Genomic DNA, 20,956 nt, shown 5'->3' with positions numbered 1-20,956 from the left:
TAATTTAAAAGTTGATTATGAAACAGATAGAAGCAGTAGTTGCTAATATCAATGATTTAAAAGACGGTGAAATGAGACAGGTGTCTGTCGGCGAAACAGAAATATTACTTAGTCGGATAGATGGAAAGTATTATGCTGTTGGCCCACACTGCACTCATTATAAAGCGTCACTGGCAGAAGGTGTATTGAGTGGACATTACGTTATTTGTCCTTGGCACAATGCCTATTTTGATGTGACCACAGGCGACCAACTAGAGCCACCTGGCTTGGATAGTATAGCTTGCTATCAAGTACGCATTGAAGGTGAAAAGGTTATTGTCAGCGTCCCAGAGGACACAACAGGATTGCGATCGCCTGCAATGGCGCAATTTGATCCCAACGTTGATGGACGCACATTTGTCATCTTAGGCGCAGGAGCAGCAGGTGCCCATGCCGCAGAAACTTTACGAGTAGCTGGATATCAAGGGCGAATCGTGATGATTACTCAGGATGACAAGCTACCCTACGATCGCACCAAACTGACTAAAGACTACTTTATTGGTCAGACATCCGCCGACGAAATGCCTTTACGTTCCTCCGATTTCTACAAAGAACACGGCATAGAAGTGCTGTTGAATAAGCGAGTCGAACGGGTGGAAACAACGGCAAAAGCGATCGCCTTTACCGATAGTGCCAGCAGTAGCGACACCCAAGCCTTTAGTGATTCATTGACTTATGATGCCCTATTGGTAGCAACAGGAGGAAAACCACGTCAGCTAGATATTCCAGGTGCGGACTTAGAAAATATTGTGACATTACGCAGTTTTAAGGATACCGATTGGATCTTGACAAACATCAAGGAAAAAGCACAAGCGGTAGTCATTGGTTCGAGTTTTATCGGCATGGAAACCGCAGCCGGGTTGTGTCAGCACGGCTTGCAAGTAACTGTAGTCTCCCCGGATTCTGTACCTTTTAAGAAAGTCCTGGGTGAGAAAATTGGCAAACAATTTCAACAAGTCCATGAAGAAAATGGCGTTTGCTTTAAATTTGAAAGAAAAGCGGTGCAATTTGAAGGTAACGGTAAAGTAGAAACTGTAGTTTTAGATAATGGCGATCGCTTGCAAGCAGATATCGTAATAGTCGGAATTGGTGTACAACCTGTAACAGACTTTCTGGAGGGTGTTGATTTGCATCCCAAAGATAAGAGTGTTGTYGTTGATGAATACTTGCGTGCAGCTGATGGCATCTACGCCGCAGGTGATATTGCCCGTTATCCCGATTGGCGTACCAGCGAATCGATTCGCGTTGAACATTGGCGAGTCGCAGCTCAGCAAGGGCGAATTGCAGCTCATAACATGGCAGGGAAAGCAGTCAAATTCAGAGGGCTTCCTTTGTTCTGGACAATGCAATTTAAGTTTCCCTTGCGCTATATCGGCCACGCCGAAAGTTGGGATGAAATAATTGTAGATGGAGATTTGCAAAAACAAGAATTCATTGCTTTTTACGTCGAAAAAAATAAAGTCTTAGCAGTTGCAACTAGCCATAAAGATACAGAAACAGCAGCTATCTCAGAATTGATGCGCTTGAACCAGATGCTAACTGTTGAAGAATTACGCAGCGGCATAATTGATTTGATTCAAAAACAGCCTGAAGCTAATAATCAACACTAGCTTTGTAGTCAGTGCTTCACTACTCAATTGAATACTTTAGTGCTGACTATAAATCGCCAGACTAATAAATCCAAGAAAAATAATTTGCAACTTCCTATATACTCCTGCATATATAGGACTCATGTTTGATTGCGTGAAAAAACTCAGTATACTTCAAAGAGCATTCTTTTATGTTCCCTGTCAAGAGTTCCCTAACTACGTAAATCATTTCTCTAAATCAAACCGGATTCCTATATGACCAACATCACTGAGCGCTACGACATCATCATTATTGGTACGGGAGCAGGTGGAGGTACACTGGCTCACCGTCTCGCATCCACAGGTAAAAAAATTCTCGTGCTGGAACGAGGCGACTTTTTGCCCAAAGAGAAAGATAACTGGAATCCACAGGAGGTTTATCAAAAACATCGCTACCATACTGATGAGCAATGGTATAACAAAGAAGGCAAGACCTTTAAGCCCCAGACAGGCTACTGGGTTGGCGGCAATACTAAACTCTACGGTGCAGCCTTAATTCGATTTCGGGAGCGAGATTTTGAAAGGGTAATTCACAAAGGAGGAATTTCTCCAGAATGGCCTTTGAAATATCAAGACTTTGAGCCGTACTACACCCAAGCAGAAAAGCTGTATGACGTGCATGGCAAAGAAGGAGAAGACCCAACCGAACCACCTCGCAGCGAACCATATTCTTATCCACCAGTCAGCCATGAGCCAGATATGCAGCAATTGGCTGATGGTATCCGCGAACTGGGTTATTACCCATTTCACTTACCATTAGGATTAAAGCTGAATGAAAGCGATCGCGCAAATAGTCCCTGTATTCGCTGCGATACCTTTGACGGATACCCCTGTCTGCTACATGCAAAAGCTGATGCTGATGTTAACGCCATTCGTCCTAGCCGCGAAAAGTATGCCAATTTAACTCTCAAGACCAATGCCAAAGTCTTGCGGCTGCATACCAGTGAATCAGGGCGAGAAATTACAAGCGTAGAAACTGAAATTGCTGGCGAAAAATATTGGTTTGCCAGCGATATTGTGGTTGTTGCTTGTGGTTCTATCAACTCAGCCGTCTTGCTGTTACGGTCTGCTAACGATAAGCATCCCAACGGATTGGCAAACAGTTCCGACCAGGTGGGGCGCAATTTTATGAAACAGTTGGAAACCGCGATTGTTTCCATACATCTAGATGTAAATCACGCCAAATTTCAAAAAACGATCGCTGTCAACGATTTTTACTGGGGAGAACCGGATTTTCCTTATCCGATGGGCATGGTGCAAAATACAGGTAATGTACTTGCCGATATGATTCCCGCAGAAGCACCATCATTGATGGCTCCGTTTATTAAGTTGATTCCTCACTATGAGCTACATTTAGTTGCCGAGCGTTCCGTTGGCTGGTGGTTGCAAACAGAAGATTTACCAGACCCGAATAATCGGATTCGTCTAGTGGGTGAGAAGATTCACATTGACTATACACTGAATAATACCGAAGCAAGCGATCGCTTAATTCATCGCTGGACATCTGTATTAAAGTCAATCCCTAACTCTGCTAAACACGTCCTCCCATTTAGCATTTATCCCCGTACTCATATCCCAGAACAAGCAGTAGCCCATCAATGTGGTAGTTGTCGATTTGGTACAGATCCGAAGACTTCAGTCCTTGACCTGAATTGCCGTACCCATGATATCGATAATCTCTACCTGGTAGATAGTAGTTTCTTTCCCTCAAATTCAGGTGCTAATCCGACATTGACAATTATGGCCAATGCCTTGCGCGTTGGCGACCTGCTTGCAGCAGCGCTTCGTTAACACATAGCTGAACGATTGAAGTCAAAAGTTATCAAACCGGAGGCATTACAGAATTCATCGATTAATTTGTTATTGCCCCTAGCACTGATTATAGGGCTAGTTGTGCAGATAAAAATTTTGTATGTATATAAATTGGTATCAGTTTCATTATCAGAAAAATCTCGAACAAAAATTAGCTAGTAATGGGGTTCTGAGAACATCTGTGAAAAGTCATAACAACTAACAGATCAATCAAGTATCTGACTCACGTCATCTGGAAAAAGTGACAGAGTGTAGGGTTACAGGTATTGGTAAGACTTTGATGATTTCCCCTACACCCTACCCCCAGCGATGACAAATTATCAGATAAAATTGAAAGTTCAAAACTCCTGTATTTTTAATCAGGAAATGTAGAACTAAAGAGCAATTTTAATTGCCATAAAAATGCTACAATGCTGATTAATATCAATGCTGAACGCTAAGGATCTTCAGGAAAAACCCATTTTGGCGGTTCCATCATTTTTCTTCGCAGACGTTCTTCAGCCATTTCTAACATTTGATCTAAAGAAGTATCTTCAACAAATTTGGCAGCTGCTTCTCTAAACTCAACATTGGGGCATTTATCCCCTAAAACGCAGCCGTTAACACAGGCTACAGCACAATTAATTTTTTGTTCCACAGTGAATTCCTCTCTTTAAAAGTTATGAGTTATAATTTCAACTCCTAACTTTTTAACTCTCAAACATTAGCTTCTAAATAAATTTTACCTTGCCCGTTGCCATACCAACCGTCTAAATACTTGCTATTTAGAAAGTTAGCAGTTATGAGTTATGATTTTTACTCCTCACTCCTAACTTTTCACCTGATAAAAAGCACTTATGTCCGAATTCTTTGCCACTAGCGGAACTATAGCCGCGATCGCCACTGCTGTTGTCCCCCAACAGGGTAGTGTTGGCATTGTCCGGGTGTCTGGTGACCAAGCGATGTCTATCGCCCAAACTTTATTTCATACACCAGGACGACAAATTTGGCAAACTCACCGGATTCTCTACGGTTACATTCGCCATCCCCAGACGCAACAACTGATAGATGAAGCTCTGTTGCTAATTATGAAAGCACCTCGTTCTTACACCCGTGAAGATGTGGTGGAATTCCATTGTCACGGGGGAATTATGGCAGTGCAGCAAGTATTACAACTGTGTTTGGAAAGCGGTGCCAGATTAGCCCAACCCGGAGAATTTACTCTCCGCGCCTTTTTGAATGGGCGGTTGGATTTAACTCAAGCCGAAGGGATTGCCGATTTGGTAGGAGCTAAATCCCCCCAAGCAGCCCAAAGTGCTTTAGCTGGTTTGCAGGGAAAATTAGCTCATCCAATCCGCCAGTTACGCGCTAACTGTTTGGATATTTTGGCAGAAATCGAAGCTCGAATCGATTTTGAAGAAGACCTGACTCCGCTCGATGATAAAGCGATTGTATCAGAGATTAAGAAAATTGCCGCAGAAATTTCTCAGTTGTTGGCAACCAAAGACAAAGGTGAGTTGTTACGCACTGGTTTAAAAGTAGCAATTGTTGGGCGTCCGAATGTGGGCAAATCGAGTTTATTGAATGCTTGGAGCCGGAGCGATCGCGCGATCGTCACAGACTTACCCGGTACAACCCGCGATGTGGTGGAATCCCAGTTAGTTGTGGGGGGGATTCCCGTGCAAGTGCTAGATACTGCCGGGATTCGGGAAACAACAGACCAAGTAGAAAAAATTGGCGTCGAGCGATCGCGCCGTGCGGCAAATGCAGCTGATTTAGTCTTGCTCACCATCGACGCTTCGACTGCGTGGACTCAAGGCGATGAAGAAATTTACGAACAAGTGCAGCACCGCCCTTTAATTTTAGTAATCAATAAAATCGACTTAGTAGAAGAAAACCAAAGAAAAACTCTTCAATCCCAAATCCCAGAGGTGAAATTTAAAATTTTCACCTCTGCATCACAAAATCAAGGAATTGATGCCTTAGAAACAGCGATTTTAGATATAATTCAAACTGGAAAAGTCCAAGCTGCTGATATGGATTTAGCAATCAATCAAAGGCAAGCAGCAGCCTTAACTCAAGCTAAAATTTCTTTGGAACAAGTGCAAGCAACTATTGAGCAACAGTTACCTCTTGATTTTTGGACAATTGACTTACGGGGAGCGATTCAAGCACTAGGAGAAATTACTGGAGAAGAAGTTACAGAATCAGTTTTAGATAGAATTTTCAGTAAATTTTGTATAGGAAAATAAACTAAAAAATTGTTGATAAATAAGGAAAATTAAAAAATTGGTGCAGCCTGACGAAGAAATCCTATTAATGGATGCACCAACTGTAGAGAACCTACAGAACTTTTTGAGCATTGGAGTTAGTGGACAGAATAAATTTAGGGAGATTTGCTGAAATTTGTTGAGAATCACAGGTTTATACCAGTTCTCCAAAAGACAGCTAAAGATGATGACGCGGGGACACGGGGACGCACAGATTGATTTGTTGCGATATTTTAGAGAATTGGTATTACAATTTTAGAACCTAATTTACAACTCCAAAACTTGATTTACAACTTCAAAACCTGATTTACAACTCCAAAACCTGATTTAGAAGCTAGAATTGATAGTGCGTTACGCTGGTGCTAAGTAAGTTGGCACAAGAAAATCAAATTATGTTAAGAAAAAGAAACTAGACTAAAACCTTTATTCTTCTTTTAAGAATGCCTATTACCTTATTCCAGCGATAAATAATTATTTACGCCAATTTACTTAATACAATATATTACTTGTAACCGAAGCTTATGAAGTTTTTTGTCCCGGCAGCTAAGGATGAAGTGAAAGCGGAACAGGTCTACAATGCTCTGGCTCAGTCTGTCCAAGCACCAATAACTGAAAAACGGATTTGGAAATTACAGTGGTGTGACAATGAGACTGAGATGAAATGCGAGGTAGGTAAACCTTTACCATCTTCTTATCAAACAGGAAAAGAGCTAGTTCTGGCAATCTTTGAGTGTGAAAACCTTTATAAAATTTGTACTCTTACCCGTGGAGGAGTAAAGGGAGAACCTATCTTAGCTATAAAAAACTCTCAATCCTCAGCAACATATTTTTCAGATAATCTAAATAACTGATTCTACTGTTTACATCAAACTAAATGCGTAGGCGTAGCCCGTCGTAGACATCGCCTCGGTAACATAGTAAATAAAATTGGTTCACCCAAACTCTCAAGATATGACCAACCTTAAGATTTCCTTACCTGAGTTGATGAAAGCTTTTATCGAGGAACATATTGTTGAAGGCGGTTATATTCAGCCAGTGAACATCTTCAGAAACTAATCCTTCAAGACTAACAATAAAAAGTCAATAACGAAAACAAGCTTTGTTAATAGCGAAGACTTACACACAATGTCAACTCAACAATGAAGAGTTTTAAATTTACTTTTCCTTAAAAATATTTAATTTCTGTTATCAACTAGTTGTAAAAAAATGAGATGATTTTTCAATAAATTTGAGAAAAATTTAATCAACTGCAACAATGACAATTACCCTTTCAGCCTCAGATTATGATCAACTATGGGAGCAGAGCTGGCAGAATACCCATCGTTTATACCAATCAGACGACTTCGACGATATCTTTGATTACCCTAAACAGTTAGGAACAGGATACAGGCGATTAATTTGGCTTCAGGATGGGTTTTGGCTTCGAGTTCGGGAATTTGAATGCCGAGAATTTATTCGTTGCGATGATTATGAAGAAGGATGGACGGCATCAGTTTTAACATTCTTTATTTCCGGCGATGCTGGAGTGGTAATTCACAATACAAACGACTACTTTCACGAAATTAGCGGACAGAATTGTTTCGGATTTGGCTCTGCCATGGAGACAGAAGAGTGGCCTGCCAACCAACGAATTTTCAGAGTCCAGATTTGCATGGAGCCTTCTTTCCTCAAATCATACGGCAGCAATCAGCTTGACTCTCTACCATTGCAGTTAAAAAATTTGATTGAGGGAAACAAGCAGGAGGATTTTAATCTGCTGGGAACAACTACTCCAGCAATGCAGCTAGCAATTAAGCAAATTCTAACTTGCCCTTATCGAGGATGGATTAAGCAGCGGTATCTGGAAAGCAAAGCCTTAGAATTATTAGTTTTGTACTTAGAGCAAACCGTCAAACGCGAACAGGGTTTAAATTTGGTCACAACCCTCAAGTCTACTGATATTGACCGCATTTATAATGCTAAAGAAATTTTACTGCGGCATCTGGATAATCCACCGTCTTTACTAGACTTGGCAAAGCAAGCCGGAATTAATCACAACAAGCTTAAAAGAGGCTTTCGTGAGATTTTTGGCACAACTGTATTTGGCTACCTACACGATTATCGTATGGAGAAAGCGCGGCAGTTGCTCTGTGAAGGTAAGCTGAGCGTAGCGACAGTGGCAAATATAGTGGGCTACGCCAATACTGGGCATTTTGCTGTGGCTTTCAAACGCAAGTATAGCATTAGTCCTAGCGCCTGTCGTTTAGGAGAAAAGCCTGCTATTTGAAATTTATCAAACATTTGGTCTTCTTTGAGTTGCAAGCAGTCTTCTGTGAGCGGAAATAGTCATTGAAATCCTGTATGCTCCGTATAACTTAATTAATTGCCAATTAATTTCAACAACTTTGTGAGTCAAAGAGAAAGTTCTCTAAATGACTTGCTGGCGGAGGGTGTTGGCTTTTTTGTTGTGAGGAGCTATGAAGGTTCAGCGGCCTAGTTTATTATGCTTTATTGTCAGTGGATGCATCACGAGTGTCTTCATGCCACTTGTTGCTCAACCTGTTTGGGCGCAAAGTACAAGAGCCGATCCTATTACAGCAACCACTAAGGCTAGTGCAGACTCAACTCAACTGACTAGCAAAAAACAGATTATTGAACCGATTAAAAAGATTCAGCAATTCAAGCAGATAAAGCATTTTATCAGCAGCGCCCAAACGTTACTCGTACAGTCACCAACATCACAAACAGTGCCAACTCCTGAATTAGTGCAAGTGACAGGAGTTAAAGCAAATCCTACCTCCAAGGGTATGGAGGTGATTTTGCAAACTAGCAAAGGACAAGAGTTGCAAATCACAAATCGCAGTGCTGGCAATAATTTTATTGCTGATATTCCTAATGCTCAACTGCGTTTACTTAATGGTGAGGCGTTCACATTCCGCTCTGAAAAACCAATTCAAGGGGTTACAGAAATCACAGTCACAAACTTTGATACTAATACTATCCGGGTGACGGTGATAGGTGAAGCGATGCCTACTGTTGAGTTGTATGATAGTCCAGATGAGGGTCTTATATTCTCTGTGGCAACTGCTGCATCATCGGCACAACAACCTCAAACGCAACCAAGTCAGCCGCAGAATCAGACACCGCCAAGTCAACCGTCAACACAAAATGATCAACCAATTGAATTGGTGGTAACAGGTGAGCAAGATGGATATGGTACAACTGATGCTTCATCTGCAACTAGAACTGACACACCCATCCGCGATATTCCTCAATCTATTCAGGTAATTCCCCGACAGGTGATTGAAGACAGGGTAATAACCAACCCGGATGATGCAGTTAGAACAGTTAGTGGTGTGATCCCATCCAATCCTTCCTATGAAGGAGGGTTAAGTTCTTTTTCTATTCGGGGCTTTGACAGTGGCTCGAATGTTCTCAGAAATGGTGTCAGGGAAATCGATTTTGGCTCAATATCTAGAAACGATCTCACGAACATAGAGCGCGTTGAAATCTTGAAAGGCCCAGCTTCTGTGCTATATGGTCAGGGATCTTTAGGTGGTGCAGTGAATATTGTCACCAAACAGCCATTGCCCGACCCTTTCTATAACCTTGAGTTTCTCGCTGGAAGTTACGACCTCTACCGGGGTGCAGTAGATTTTTCTGGCCCACTCAATGATAGCCGCACTGTCCTATATCGCTTAAATGCTTTTTATCAAGACTCAGATACCTTCATTGACTTTAGTCGTAATAATCGTTGGTTGGTAAATCCGGTTGTTAGCTGGCAGATTAGCCCGAATACCAAACTTACCATTGAAGGAGATGTGTCGAAAACAGTCAGTCAAACTTCTGCCGGCTTACCTGCTGTGGGTACAGTACTGCCCAATCCCAACGGTAAGATTCCTATCAATCGCTTTATAGGTGAACCAACTGACTTCGACACTTACTCGTTTGCCAGAATTGGGTATGACTTACAGCATCAGTTTAGTAAAGATTGGTCAGTACGAAATGTTTTTCGGTACACAGTTTTAAAAAGAGGAGGAGGTGGATTTACTGCTGGTAGTAGCCTTGACCCTGATGGCCGAACTCTGGACCGCTTTTACTTCGACGATCCAAATCCAAAAACAGATGATACCGTAAACGGCTTTATTGTAGCGACTGACTTGACTGGTAAGTTTCAAACTGGGTCGATTAAGCATACACTTCTATTTGGAACCGAGGTATATAACACCAAACGAACAGGTTTTGAGTATATATCTGGCGAAGTTGCACCGCTTGACCTGTTCAACCCGGTGTATGGCTCTCCTAGAGGTGCTGTTGAAGATAGAGGTAATAGTACTCAATCAAGCGGGTTTGTTGGGGTTTATCTTCAAGATCAGATTGCTTTAGTAGATAACTTGAAACTAGTACTAGGCGGACGGTATGACTGGGCTAATCAGGACTCGAAGGATTTGCTCACAGATACAAAAACCAGCCAATCTGATGAAGCATTTAGCCCACGGGTGGGAATTGTCTATCAACCCATTCAGCCGATTTCCCTTTATGCTAGCTACAGTCGATCATTTAACCCCAACAGTGGCACTGATGCCAATGGCAATTTATTCGATCCAGAAAGTGGAACTCAGTATGAAGTGGGCATTAAGGGAGATTTAAGTAACAAACTATCTGCAACTTTGGCATTGTTTGACTTAACTCGCTCTAACGTGCTGACGACCGATCCCAATAATTCTAACTTTTCTATTCAAACTGGGAAACAACGCAGTCGCGGTATTGAGTTGGACGTTAGTGGTGAAATCTTGCCAGGATGGAGCATTGCGGCTGGTTATGCCTACATTGATGCGCGCATCAGCGAGGACACAGATTATGCTGTAGGCAACCGCTTGGTTAATGCGCCAGAAAATTCCTTTGGCTTGTTCACATCCTACAAATTTCAATCCGGTAGTTTAGAAGGATGGGGGTTAGGCTTGGGTTTCTTTTATGTTGGCGAGCGAGAAGGAGATTTAGATAATAGTTTTACGTTACCGAGCTACTTTCGCACCGATGCTTCTATTTTCTACAAACGCGATCGCTTGCGAGCTGCCATCAGCATCAAAAATCTCTTCAACGTTGATTACTACGAATCATCTTCTGACATTCTCAGAGTCTTTCCAGGCGAACCGCTAACGGTTCAGGGAACAATTTCCTGGCAGTTTTAAGCCCACTACAATCTGAACACAAAGGAGTATTCTTTATGCGCTCCAAAAAACTCCGAGACTTTGTATTCAGGCTACACCGTTATATCGGGTTAGCTGTAGGTTTGATTGCAATTATTATCGGTTTAACAGGCAGTTTGCTAGTTTTTCATGATGAAATTAGCGAATTTTTATTGCATCGTCAAATTGGRACGATTAATCATAATGGCGAACGCTTACCTGTGGAAGTTATCCTCAATCAGGTGAAAACAGCTTATACAAATCAACCAGATGTCACAATCGATCGCATTTATATATCTGCCAAGCCAAATGCTCCCGCAGTCGTTGTTCCCAGGAAACAGGATACCGATTTGGCTGAACTCTACGTTAACCCTTACAACGGAGCAATTATTGGTAACAGTCAGAAAATTTTTTCCGAGCGCTTTTTCTCCGTTGTCTACGAACTCCACTACAGTTTGTTAGCAGGCAAAACTGGATATGCGATCGCTGGGATTGCTGCTTTATTGATGTGTATCCTTAGTATTACAGGCATTGTCCTTTGGCCCGGTTGGAGAAAACTACTTAATGGCTTCAAAATCAAACTTGATGCTCATCCCAAACGAGTTAACTTTGATATTCACAAAGTAGCAGGTATTGTTACAGCTATATTTATTGCCCTCACAGGCTTCACTGGTTTCTGCTGGAATTTCTCTGATTTCACTAACCCGATAATTTATGCAGTGACATTTACTAACAAGTCAGCATCGGAACCAGTCTCTAAGCTGATTCCAGGTAAAACCCCATTGGAACTGATAGACCAATTAAAAACTGCTCGTGCTACGTTCCCAAATGCGATGCTGGGGACGATTTATTTTCCTCGTAAACCACAAGATGCTTTGAGCATTCGTTTTAAATTGCCTCAGGATGATGATGAAAATGGGCAAAGCTATGTTTATCTGGACCAGTACACTGGTAAAGTGTTGCGAGTGGATAACATATTAGAGACACCGTTGGGCGATCGCGTTCTCAACTCTTTTGAACCACTCCACTACGGCACTTTTGGCGGATTACCTACGCGTATTCTCTACGTCTTTGTGGGACTTGCACCATTAATCTTGTTCATCACTGGCTTTGTAATGTGGTGGTATCGTAGAAAATCTACAAGTAAATTACTCAAAGAAGCGATATTTATAGAAACCTTAAGCAAAAACGCTCAAAAGTAGAACAGCGATGTTTCGCACTCCTGACTAATCTAAACTCCAGTCATGTACTCAAACCTAAGAACCAGGAAATTCCAAATTAGCGGTTTCTCCTCCGAGTTGCGCTGTCTGAGTTGGCAAATATCGCTCCAACCAATTTTCTAAATCAGTCATTACCTGTTGATAATTCAAGTCGCTTTGCAGCTCGTGATAAGCACCTGGATACTCAATTCTTAGTTTATCTGGACAACTCACCTGCTGATAAAAAATTTTCCCTCCCTCAGGTAGAGTTACTCGGTCTGCTCCTCCGTGGAGAATCAACAATGGTAATTGCCAATCAGCAGCATGGGCATTAACCCAATCAACGGTAGCGAAGAATTCTGTAGCTAGACGGGCACTGCCTCTAGTATGGCGCAAAGAATCTTGGGCATAAGCGGCTAAAATTTTTTCATCCCGGGAACCAGCAGAAAGATCCAATCCAGTATTCAAGGTGAAACGCGGCCATACCCGTGAGAGCTGCTTTCCTATAAGTAACCGGGTTTTTGATACCCCAACCTTTCCTAAAGCTGGTGCTAAGGTAATTACACCTTGTAATCTAGATGCTTCTTGGGGACAACGCAGAGCATAATCCAAGACAATCACCGAGCCTAAGCTATGACCTAAAAGAAAAATTGGGATTTGTGGCTGTTGAGTTTTAATTAATTCTAAAAAGGCTTGTAAGTCTTGGCGAAACTCACTCCAACGATTAATGTAGCCTTGCTGACCAGGCGAACGTCCATGACCGCGCAAATCAAAACTGTAGAGAGCGTATTGCTTGGGTATTAAATGTTGAATTACGTTATCGTAGCGATCGCTATGCGCTCCCAATCCATGTACGATCGCTAATATTCCCCTAACTTTACCCTCTGGATACCAGCTTTGGTAATACAGTTCCAGCTTGCCAACACCTTTAAATGTACCTTCTTGATGGTGCATTAGATTAATTTGTTACGCCTTTTCCCATTTTCTGACTAGCTTATTAAGGTACATTGTATAGAAAATTGCTTCCAATCTTGGCAATAATTACAAAAGTAGGCAGAGGGCAGAGGGCAGGAGGCAGGAGGAAAGAAGTATTAATTAAAACTTTAGTTCTAAATATAAAACTCAGTTTAAAAGAGAATACTGGTACGAGCAGAAAGTCCTTGAGATACAAAGTGTCCACTTACTTAGTCCCAGGTTTTAAAATGTGGGTTCCTCTTTATCTCCTGAATGCTTATTAGAAACTCGGTACTGAGGATTGCAGACTGGAGACAATTATACAGGACTAACTCAACGCTCYCAATCCACCTTATAACTGCGGGTTGTTTTATACTAGGCGAACAAGAACTATGATTTGTTTATGAATTCAAAGAGGTTGCAATCCGAAAGTTCTTCTGGCGACTGTGTTCGGGAAGACCTAGCTGATGGGGTAACTTCCCAAGTTCATACCAGTGAAAAAACACCTGACTTAAAATCGAGTCATCAGCAGGAAGATAATAGACAATTAGAAATTCCATTACTGAGTGATGCTAGCATCCAGCGAGTGAAAGAGGGTGTAGCCGCAGCTGGCGATCGCGCTGTTCGCCAAATTGTTGAAGAAACTCTCAATCGTCTTCAAGCTATTAATCAACACGATTCTCAACCGAGAGTTAATTCTTGGCTGCGTCGGTTTGTCATGCGATCGCTTATTCATACTCTTTTCCGAGTCCGCGTTGAACACCTCGAAAGGATACCTCTGCAACCAGCAATCTTAGCAGTTAATCATCTCCACCATCTCGATCCATTACTTTTGTTAGGTGAACTTCCCACCCAACCGTGTTACTACATCTTGGGTGATGCTCGTACTCTTTATAATAAGTGGTGGAAGCGCTTCATTCTCGGTTTTACAGGAGGTGTAATTCCCTTAAAACGGGTGTGGAAAGAAGAAGTAGCTGTCATCAAAGCCGCTAAAGCCGGAAGGGAAGATTTGGTTGACCTAGCCGCAGCAATTGAACAGACAGTAGCCACAGGGAAAGATATACAGACATTGCGCCAGATAGACCGGATTATTCTCGCAATTTTGGCTCGTGGCAATGGGATGATTATCTTTCCTGAAGGACGATTGGGAACGGCTGAGGCTCAGTTGCATCTACCGTTGAAGCGTGGGACGATAATTTATGCCTTGCGTGCTAGCGTACCGATTATTCCAGTTGCAGTCATTGGAACTCATGATCTATATTTGAGAAAAAAGTTAACAGTAAAAGTGGGTGAACCGTTACACTTTGCCTCAACAACTAGACCAAAGCGACAAGAAGTAGATGTAGCTTTAGAAACTCTACAAAAAGCAATGCTTGCTCTATTACCAACTAATTATCAGGAACCAACAGGCTTCAAACTGTTACATCATTTCCTCAATCACATGTTGTGCTAAAAAATTATTTTTCTAAAAAGTTCGTAATTTTGAAATTTGACGTTCCTTCCCAACAGTGGTTTAAAAATGCGCTTACTTGAGCATCTGCTGAATCAGCCGATTTTTTAGAAGCATTAAACTGAACTGCTGTAACTATGTACTCAAAAATAATTACAAATTGCTTTTGGGGTGAAATTCTCTCAACTACAATTGTTTCACCCACTTGAGGAATTTGAGATACATCCACTACAAACGTTTCAATTTTTGGCTTATCTAGTAGATTTTTGAAATTGAAATATTTACAGTAAACAATAATTTTCACTTCAGTAAGCCACCAATAACACTAAACAATTCAAAATGTAAAACCTCAATTATCAATTTTTTGAAAGTTTAATGTCTACCAGGTTATACCAACAATTCAAAAGAAAACTACAAATTTAAACTCGAACCCCTCATAAAATCTGAATTTATTAATTACGAATCACGATTTGTTATTTAGCTTGCCACACTCGTTGTAATGACTGAAAAATTTTCACAAATAATTCTTCTAACCAAAGCATAACATAATCAAGCCATTCCAGAATTTTCTCTAGAGGGTGCTTCTCATAACCTGTTACAGTTGCTTTGATTTCTATCCAGTCTGGCTGTGCTTCAACTTCAGTGCTTTGAGAAAATTGCTGTTGAAAAATTTCTCCTTTAAGAGTTTCACTATCAGATTGCAAAATGGCTGCTTGAGTTTGTTCAACAACAGTGACTTTTGCAGATGTTTTGGAAACTGAGGCGAGATGACGACTTGTTTTTTTCCTTTGTACTAAACTAGATTTTGCTTTCGGCTGTTGTAAAGTTAAATTCTTTGGCCAAGAAAGTTTTGCTGATAAACTTGAACCTAGAGCAGGAGTTGTATTTTTAGAAAGTGTAACTGACTTTTCAGCAACCGTATCGGTGTTACCAAACAAATCATTCCATGTTAACCAGGGATCGTCTATTAAATCCTGTTTTTGCAACCGAAGGCTTTGAGATAAAGCTTTTGTGGGGTAACTAGATAATATTTTATTTGGCTGTTCATCGGTGGTTGTTGGCTCAAATGTTTTTCTACTACCAACACCAAAAAAGTAATTAAGTGCTGCTTCAATTATAGCCTGAAAATTCAGTCTATGAGTTTCTAAATCATCAGGTGTGACTGCAATTTCTCCTTTAGCAGGTAACTCTTCTTTTCTATAAAGAAATATATTTAACTGACTTTGGGCAGCTTGGATAATTTCTTTGCTACGTTGTTGAGCGGGTACTAAAGCATTTGATTCTAATTGGGCAATAGCTACATCTAAAAATATTAATAATTTATTGGATTGGGGTAATTTATTTGATATTGCCTCAGCTAAGATTGGAGTCTTAGCTGGATTTTCTCCAGTAAGTTTTGCCAATAAACTGTCAATTTTTGATAATAATTCTTTTTGTTTTCTAGCTTCAGCCAATCGCCTTCGCGTAGCGTCTCGCAGAGAAGACTGCCAGTAATCACTAACTTCGCTAATAATTCGCTCTTCTAATTTTGTCTGCTGATCTTGTGTCAAAATATCGAGAATTTCATTTTCAACAGTGACAAGTACTAAATTACGATTCAGCAAATTTGTTGCGATTCCCTGGATGACTGCAAGATGCTGTTTAAGAGCGTTTTCTGGCTGTGAAGATTCGATAGCAGCATTGTCTGTAATCGCTGGAGAATGAGTAATATTAATATTATTTTTTGAATTCTTCGAGATAGATTTTTGCCAAAAAACTCTCAAAAAGCTCAAAGGATTGAAAGGTTCAGAGGCTTTCTCTGGAGTAGCGTAGGCGTAGTCCGTTGTAGACTTCACCTCTGGGGATGACAGATAATAAACTGTCTCTAATACATGTTCAATGGGAGTATCAACATTTAAATAAGTTTCCGGCTCAAAATCAGTATCAGAGGATGGTAACTGGTGCCTAGATTGTGCTTCTTGGGTGTGTAGCGTTTTAGAATCGGATTCAGATGACCGAAACAGTAGATACACTGGATAAAGTAGTAATTCTACACCCCACTTAGTAGCAACTTGCAAATGCCGGAAGGTGTCTTCCCACTGATGTGTCAACCGCCGAGATTGCTGGTGAACAAAATTAAATAGTCTGCTTTGATAATGACTAGAAGAACCAGAAGCCATAGTAGTAATTTTTGAGTTTGAGTCTTGTTTAGTTGTGAGACTCCCGCCAAATAAAAATCACAAACTGTTAATGATTGTGTGCCCTCATTTTAGCGAAAATATGAGCCAAATTATCTCTCAATCCCAGACTGATTTAATCTCACAAGCCATTGAGCAACTGCGCTCTTTTTCTCAAATTAATCTTCAGTCTAGCTGGTTATACAGAGAATCTGAGGAAATAATTAGTGATGTCGCAGCTTCAGATTGGCAAGCTGTGCAGTTGAATGCTAAAGACCATATTGCTTGGACAGGTGGGAAAAAAGTACTATGGCTAATGCAAAAATTGGTGGTTCCTCAAGATTTAGAGGGTTATCCTTTAGCTGGTTTATCTTTGCACCTGGCGTTAATTTGGTGGGCTGATTGTGCCAAAATTTATCTGAATGGGGAGTTAGTGCTGGAGGGAGATTTATTTGATTCTTCACCGAGAGTGCTTTTGAGTCGCGCGGTAACACCAGGGGAAGAATTTATTGTGACTGTGCGCTTAGTGAGTCCAGGACATTGTGATGGTGCTTTAGTGCGATCACTCCTTGTCTATGAGTCTAATGATGATAATAATCCCGATCCGGGTTTTGTGGCTGATGAGTTGGCTGTATTGCAACTTTATTTGCAAAACTTTGCACCAGACAAGTTGGATGTTTTGGCAAAGACGGTCAAACAGGTAACCAACCGCCCAGATGCCAAGCCGGAATTGGTCAAGTCATTAAGGCAAAACTTAATTAACTCTGAAATCTTAGCCCCCTTTTTGAAGGCAGGTTGGGGGGATCTTAAATCTAAAATCTACTTACTGGGTCATGCTCATCTAGATTTAGCATGGTTATGGCCTGTGAGTGAAACTTGGAATGCAGCCCAAAACACTTTTGCATCGGTTTTGAGGTTGCAAGCAGATTTTCCAGAGTTAATTTTCTGTCATTCGACTCCGGCGCTTTATGCTTGGATTGAAGAACATCGCCCGGATTTATTTAGCGAAATTCAAGCACAAGTAGCAGCCGGACGTTGGGAAGTTGTCGGCGGAATGTGGGTAGAACCGGAACTGAACTTAATTGCTGGTGAATCGATTGTGCGTCAGCTATTGTATGGTCAGCGATACGTACAAACAACATTTGGCAAACTTTCGACTGTGGTCTGGGTTCCAGATTCTTTTGGTTTTTGTGCAACTTTACCGCAGTTTTTCGCTAACGCCGGAATTGAGTATTTTGTCACCCAAAAGTTGTGCTGGAATGATACTACTAAATTTGATTATGGTGCTTTTTGGTGGCGATCGCCTGATGGTAGCCAAGTCTTTAGTTTGATGTCTGCACGCATCGGTGAAGCGATCGACCCAGTTAAAATGGCATCATACGCTCTAGAATGGCAAAGCCAAACTGATTTACCAGATTCTCTTTGGCTTCCCGGTGTCGGCGACCACGGCGGCGGCCCCACCCGTGATATGTTAGAAACCGCCCAACGCTGGCAAAAGTCACCTTTCTTCCCAGACTTAGAATTTACCACCGCCGAAAAGTATTTGCAGCAAATCAAGGCAGAAGTCGGAAGTCAGAATTCACAAGTCAGTAGTTGTTCTCCCTCATCTCCTCTTCCCTTCCCCACTTGGAACGACGAATTATACCTCGAATTCCATCGTGGTTGCTACACTACCCACGCAGACCAAAAACGCCAGAATCGTCGTTGTGAAGTTTTATTGTATGAAGCTGAACTATTTGCAACTTTGGCAAACATCACCTGTGAGGTAACTTATCCCAAAGCGGAAATTGAAGCAGCATGGAAACAGCTATTATTTCAACAGTTTCACGATATTTTGCCTGGTTCTTCCATTACCGAAGTTTATCAGGATGCCTTGCCCCAATGGCAACAAATTAAAGCAGTGGGAACGAAAATATTACAGGAATCATTGCTGGCGATCGCATCTCACATTACCCTACCACAACCACCAAAGCCTAATAGTTTACCTATTTTCATTTTTAATTCTCTCAATTGGCAGCGTTGTGAGGTAGTTTCTATCACTTTACCTACACCAGCAACAACTAGCCAACAATGGCAGATTTATGACGCTTCTGGCAAACTGCTTATTTCCCAATTATCTCAACCATCCACCCTACTATTTCTCGCCACTGACATCCCGCCTGTAGGCTACCGCCTTTTTTGGCTTTCCCCCTCATCCCTCTCATCTGGCTCATCCCCTTCATCCCCAGAATGGGTTTTAGAAAATGAATTCCTCCGAGTTATTGTCAATTCTGACACGGGAGATTTATCAAGTGTTATTGATAAAACTTATCAACGCGAAATTTTGAGTGGTGCGGGGAATCAACTGCAAGCTTTTAAAGATAGCGGTCAATATTGGGATGCTTGGAATATAGACCCCAATTACACCCAGCATCCCTTACCCCCAACAAATCTTCTATCTATTGAGTGGGTAGAACAAGGTGCGGTAGAAAATCGTCTGCGCGTAGTCCGTCAGTTAGGCGAATCAGAATTCTGCCAAGATTATATTCTCCAAGCCGATTCGCCTGTGCTAAAAATTTCTTCTAGAGTGAACTGGCAAGAAAATCAAGTATTAGTCAAAGCTGCTTTTCCTCTCAACATTGAAGCAGACTTTGCTACTTACGAAATTCCCTGTAGCGCAATTCGCCGGACAACTAAACCGCAAACCCCCGCCGAACAAGCAAAATGGGAAGTCCCAGCCTTGCGTTGGGCTGATTTAACAGCAGAGACAAACGAGGGTTTATACGGTATCAGTTTACTAAATGATTGTAAATATGGTTACGATGCCGAAGCCAATCAATTACGCCTGACACTGCTACGTAGTCCCAATTGGCCAGACCCAGAGGCTGACCGAGGTTTGCATGAATTTACGTATGCCTTGTATCCCCACGCAGGTAGCTGGGAAGCAGCCCATACAGTACAGCGTGGCTATGAATTGAATATACCCTTACAAGTGATACTCAACCCAGTCAACACTCAACACTCAACACTCAACACTCAACATTCAGCAAGTTTTTTAGATTTCTCATCTCAAAATCTTATTTTGATGGCTTTGAAGCCAGCAGAAGATAACCCACAACAATTAATTCTGCGGTGTTATGAATGTCACGGAGAAACAGCGGAGTTATGTTTGCAAAGCGATTTAGGAATGAGTTTAGGAAATACGGTAGATTTGTTAGAACGTTCTCCTACTACTGTTCCTGAATTCTCATCTGAGCAACAAATCTTGACAATCCAGCCTTGGAAAATCGCCAGCTTTAAGGTGATACCAGCGATTAATCCCAAGCTTGAGTAAGCCACTAAAGGATTGCCAAATTATCTAATCTTGTAGAGTGGACATCTTGTCCGTCTTTGGTTATTGGCCGGCAAGACACCACTTTACAAGAAATACTTTTCTATTTAGAAGTCACTTTATTATGGTCAGTTATGATTTTCCACTGACAAATGATAAATGACTATTGACAAATGACTCTCCTAGTCTTCATGATCTTCAAAAGGATCGCTCAACTGCTTGCTAGGAGGACCAAAGGAAGTATAAATTCCATACACTGTAATGGTTATTAAAACGGCGCAGAAAGAAATGCTAAGAACTATTGCGGGTTCCATAATTTAAAGATTGATTATGAGTGCTATTCTTATAGAATATTACAGAACATTAAAAAAAGCTTTGGCAAGTAATCTTAGGTGAACTATGGCACAAAGGACTAGGTTGGGAGATATCCTGAAACCCCTGAACTCTGAGTATGGGAAGGTGGCTCCAGGTTGGGGTACTACCCCTGTAATGGCTGTTTTTATGTTGCTGTTTTTTGTGTTTCTGCTGATTATTCTGCAACTTTACAATAAAACAATCTTGATTCAGGATGTATTTGTTGATTGGCGGAGTTTAGGACGCTAATAAATACAGAGTTATCTAGTTTGGATAACAAGTGAACTCACTACCCGGCTAGTCCGGGTTTTTTTGTCAATACTCAGTGCTAACTAACTATTGAGTAGACTACCTGAGGTTACAGCTATTTTCAGGTAAATCAACCACGGCTTTTTTTACGCTCCAGGCGCAGCAGAAAGTCTGAGCGGAGGTTTCCAACGCTCGCAGACTCGCTAACGCTGCGCTATCCGTTGGTGCAGCCCGCCGAAGGCATCGGAACTTTCTAAGACAAAGTCGCACACAGGAAGATGAGTATGTGGTCTAAATAGATGAAAACTGCTGTAAATATTTACAAAGCTTATTTAGTTATCACTATCAGTATTCTAGCTCAGTGATTACTTTGATAAATGTCATGTAT

Annotated in this window: 15 protein-coding genes; 10 read left to right on the top strand and 5 right to left on the bottom strand. The window is 41.4% G+C overall.

Going from position 1 to position 20,956, the window contains the following annotated elements:
* Positions 1-17: 17 nt before the first annotated feature.
* Both FCR06_RS19000 and FCR06_RS18995 read left to right on the top strand, forming a co-directional pair.
* Positions 18-1,649, top strand: coding sequence for an FAD-dependent oxidoreductase (locus FCR06_RS19000; protein WP_138502435.1), 1,632 nt, complete (start codon positions 18-20; stop codon positions 1,647-1,649).
* Positions 1,650-1,883: 234 nt separating this feature from the next.
* A complete protein-coding gene (locus FCR06_RS18995; RefSeq protein ID WP_138502433.1) occupies positions 1,884-3,458 on the top strand; it encodes a GMC oxidoreductase in 1,575 nt (524 codons plus the stop codon).
* A gap of 457 nt (positions 3,459-3,915) precedes the next feature.
* On the opposite strand, the gene FCR06_RS18990 is transcribed toward FCR06_RS18995, so the two are convergent.
* Positions 3,916-4,116: a hypothetical protein gene (locus FCR06_RS18990; protein ID WP_138502431.1), complete on the bottom strand. Its 201-nt coding sequence runs from the start codon at positions 4,114-4,116 to the stop codon at positions 3,916-3,918.
* A 199-nt stretch (positions 4,117-4,315) separates the two neighbouring features.
* Between FCR06_RS18990 and mnmE the strand changes: the two genes are divergently transcribed.
* The 5 genes from mnmE (at position 4,316) to FCR06_RS18965 (ending at position 12,098) form a co-directional block, all read left to right on the top strand.
* Positions 4,316-5,710, top strand: coding sequence for a tRNA uridine-5-carboxymethylaminomethyl(34) synthesis GTPase MnmE (gene mnmE, locus FCR06_RS18985; protein WP_138502429.1), 1,395 nt, complete (start codon positions 4,316-4,318; stop codon positions 5,708-5,710).
* Positions 5,711-6,249: 539 nt separating this feature from the next.
* Entirely contained in the window at positions 6,250-6,579 is a 330-nt protein-coding gene (locus tag FCR06_RS18980) for a hypothetical protein (RefSeq protein WP_138502427.1), read from the top strand.
* A gap of 404 nt (positions 6,580-6,983) precedes the next feature.
* Positions 6,984-7,994 carry an AraC family transcriptional regulator gene (locus tag FCR06_RS18975; RefSeq protein WP_138502425.1) on the top strand — a complete coding sequence of 337 codons (1,011 nt, stop codon included), beginning with the start codon at positions 6,984-6,986 and terminating at the stop codon, positions 7,992-7,994.
* Positions 7,995-8,184: 190 nt separating this feature from the next.
* A complete protein-coding gene (locus tag FCR06_RS18970; RefSeq protein WP_138502423.1) occupies positions 8,185-10,899 on the top strand; it encodes a TonB-dependent siderophore receptor in 2,715 nt (904 codons plus the stop codon).
* A gap of 35 nt (positions 10,900-10,934) precedes the next feature.
* Positions 10,935-12,098, top strand: coding sequence for a PepSY-associated TM helix domain-containing protein (locus tag FCR06_RS18965; RefSeq protein ID WP_138502421.1), 1,164 nt, complete (start codon positions 10,935-10,937; stop codon positions 12,096-12,098).
* A 54-nt stretch (positions 12,099-12,152) separates the two neighbouring features.
* Here FCR06_RS18965 and FCR06_RS18960 read toward each other — a convergent pair whose 3' ends face one another.
* On the bottom strand, positions 12,153-13,049 hold the full coding sequence (locus FCR06_RS18960; RefSeq protein WP_138502420.1) for an alpha/beta hydrolase: 897 nt from the start codon (positions 13,047-13,049) through the stop codon (positions 12,153-12,155).
* 403 nt (positions 13,050-13,452) lie between these two features.
* On the opposite strand from FCR06_RS18960, the gene FCR06_RS18955 reads away from it, so the two are divergent.
* Complete coding sequence (locus FCR06_RS18955) at positions 13,453-14,502, top strand: lysophospholipid acyltransferase family protein (protein WP_138502418.1); 1,050 nt, start codon at positions 13,453-13,455, stop codon at positions 14,500-14,502.
* A gap of 4 nt (positions 14,503-14,506) precedes the next feature.
* On the opposite strand, the gene FCR06_RS18950 is transcribed toward FCR06_RS18955, so the two are convergent.
* Together FCR06_RS18950 and FCR06_RS18945 are read right to left on the bottom strand one after the other, a co-directional pair.
* The gene (locus tag FCR06_RS18950; RefSeq protein WP_138502416.1) at positions 14,507-14,803 is read right to left on the bottom strand and encodes a hypothetical protein; all 297 of its coding nucleotides are present in this window, start codon (positions 14,801-14,803) and stop codon (positions 14,507-14,509) included.
* Between the two features lie 169 nt (positions 14,804-14,972).
* Complete coding sequence (locus FCR06_RS18945) at positions 14,973-16,658, bottom strand: hypothetical protein (RefSeq protein ID WP_138502414.1); 1,686 nt, start codon at positions 16,656-16,658, stop codon at positions 14,973-14,975.
* Between the two features lie 100 nt (positions 16,659-16,758).
* On the opposite strand from FCR06_RS18945, the gene FCR06_RS18940 reads away from it, so the two are divergent.
* On the top strand, positions 16,759-19,968 hold the full coding sequence (locus FCR06_RS18940; RefSeq protein WP_138502412.1) for an alpha-mannosidase: 3,210 nt from the start codon (positions 16,759-16,761) through the stop codon (positions 19,966-19,968).
* A 179-nt stretch (positions 19,969-20,147) separates the two neighbouring features.
* On the opposite strand, the gene psbN is transcribed toward FCR06_RS18940, so the two are convergent.
* A complete protein-coding gene (gene psbN / locus FCR06_RS18935) occupies positions 20,148-20,279 on the bottom strand; it encodes a photosystem II reaction center protein PsbN (protein ID WP_138502410.1) in 132 nt (43 codons plus the stop codon).
* Between the two features lie 85 nt (positions 20,280-20,364).
* Here psbN and psbH point away from each other — a divergent pair, with 85 nt between their 5' ends.
* Entirely contained in the window at positions 20,365-20,568 is a 204-nt protein-coding gene (gene psbH, locus FCR06_RS18930) for a photosystem II reaction center phosphoprotein PsbH (protein WP_138502408.1), read from the top strand.
* Positions 20,569-20,956: the final 388 nt, after the last annotated feature.

This window comes from Nostoc sp. PA-18-2419 (genome assembly GCF_005869855.1).
Classification (GTDB): Bacteria; Cyanobacteriota; Cyanobacteriia; order Cyanobacteriales; family Nostocaceae; genus Nostoc.
Note: the sequence above shows the minus strand (reverse complement) of the source record. Positions and strands in the feature narration are given on the sequence as shown.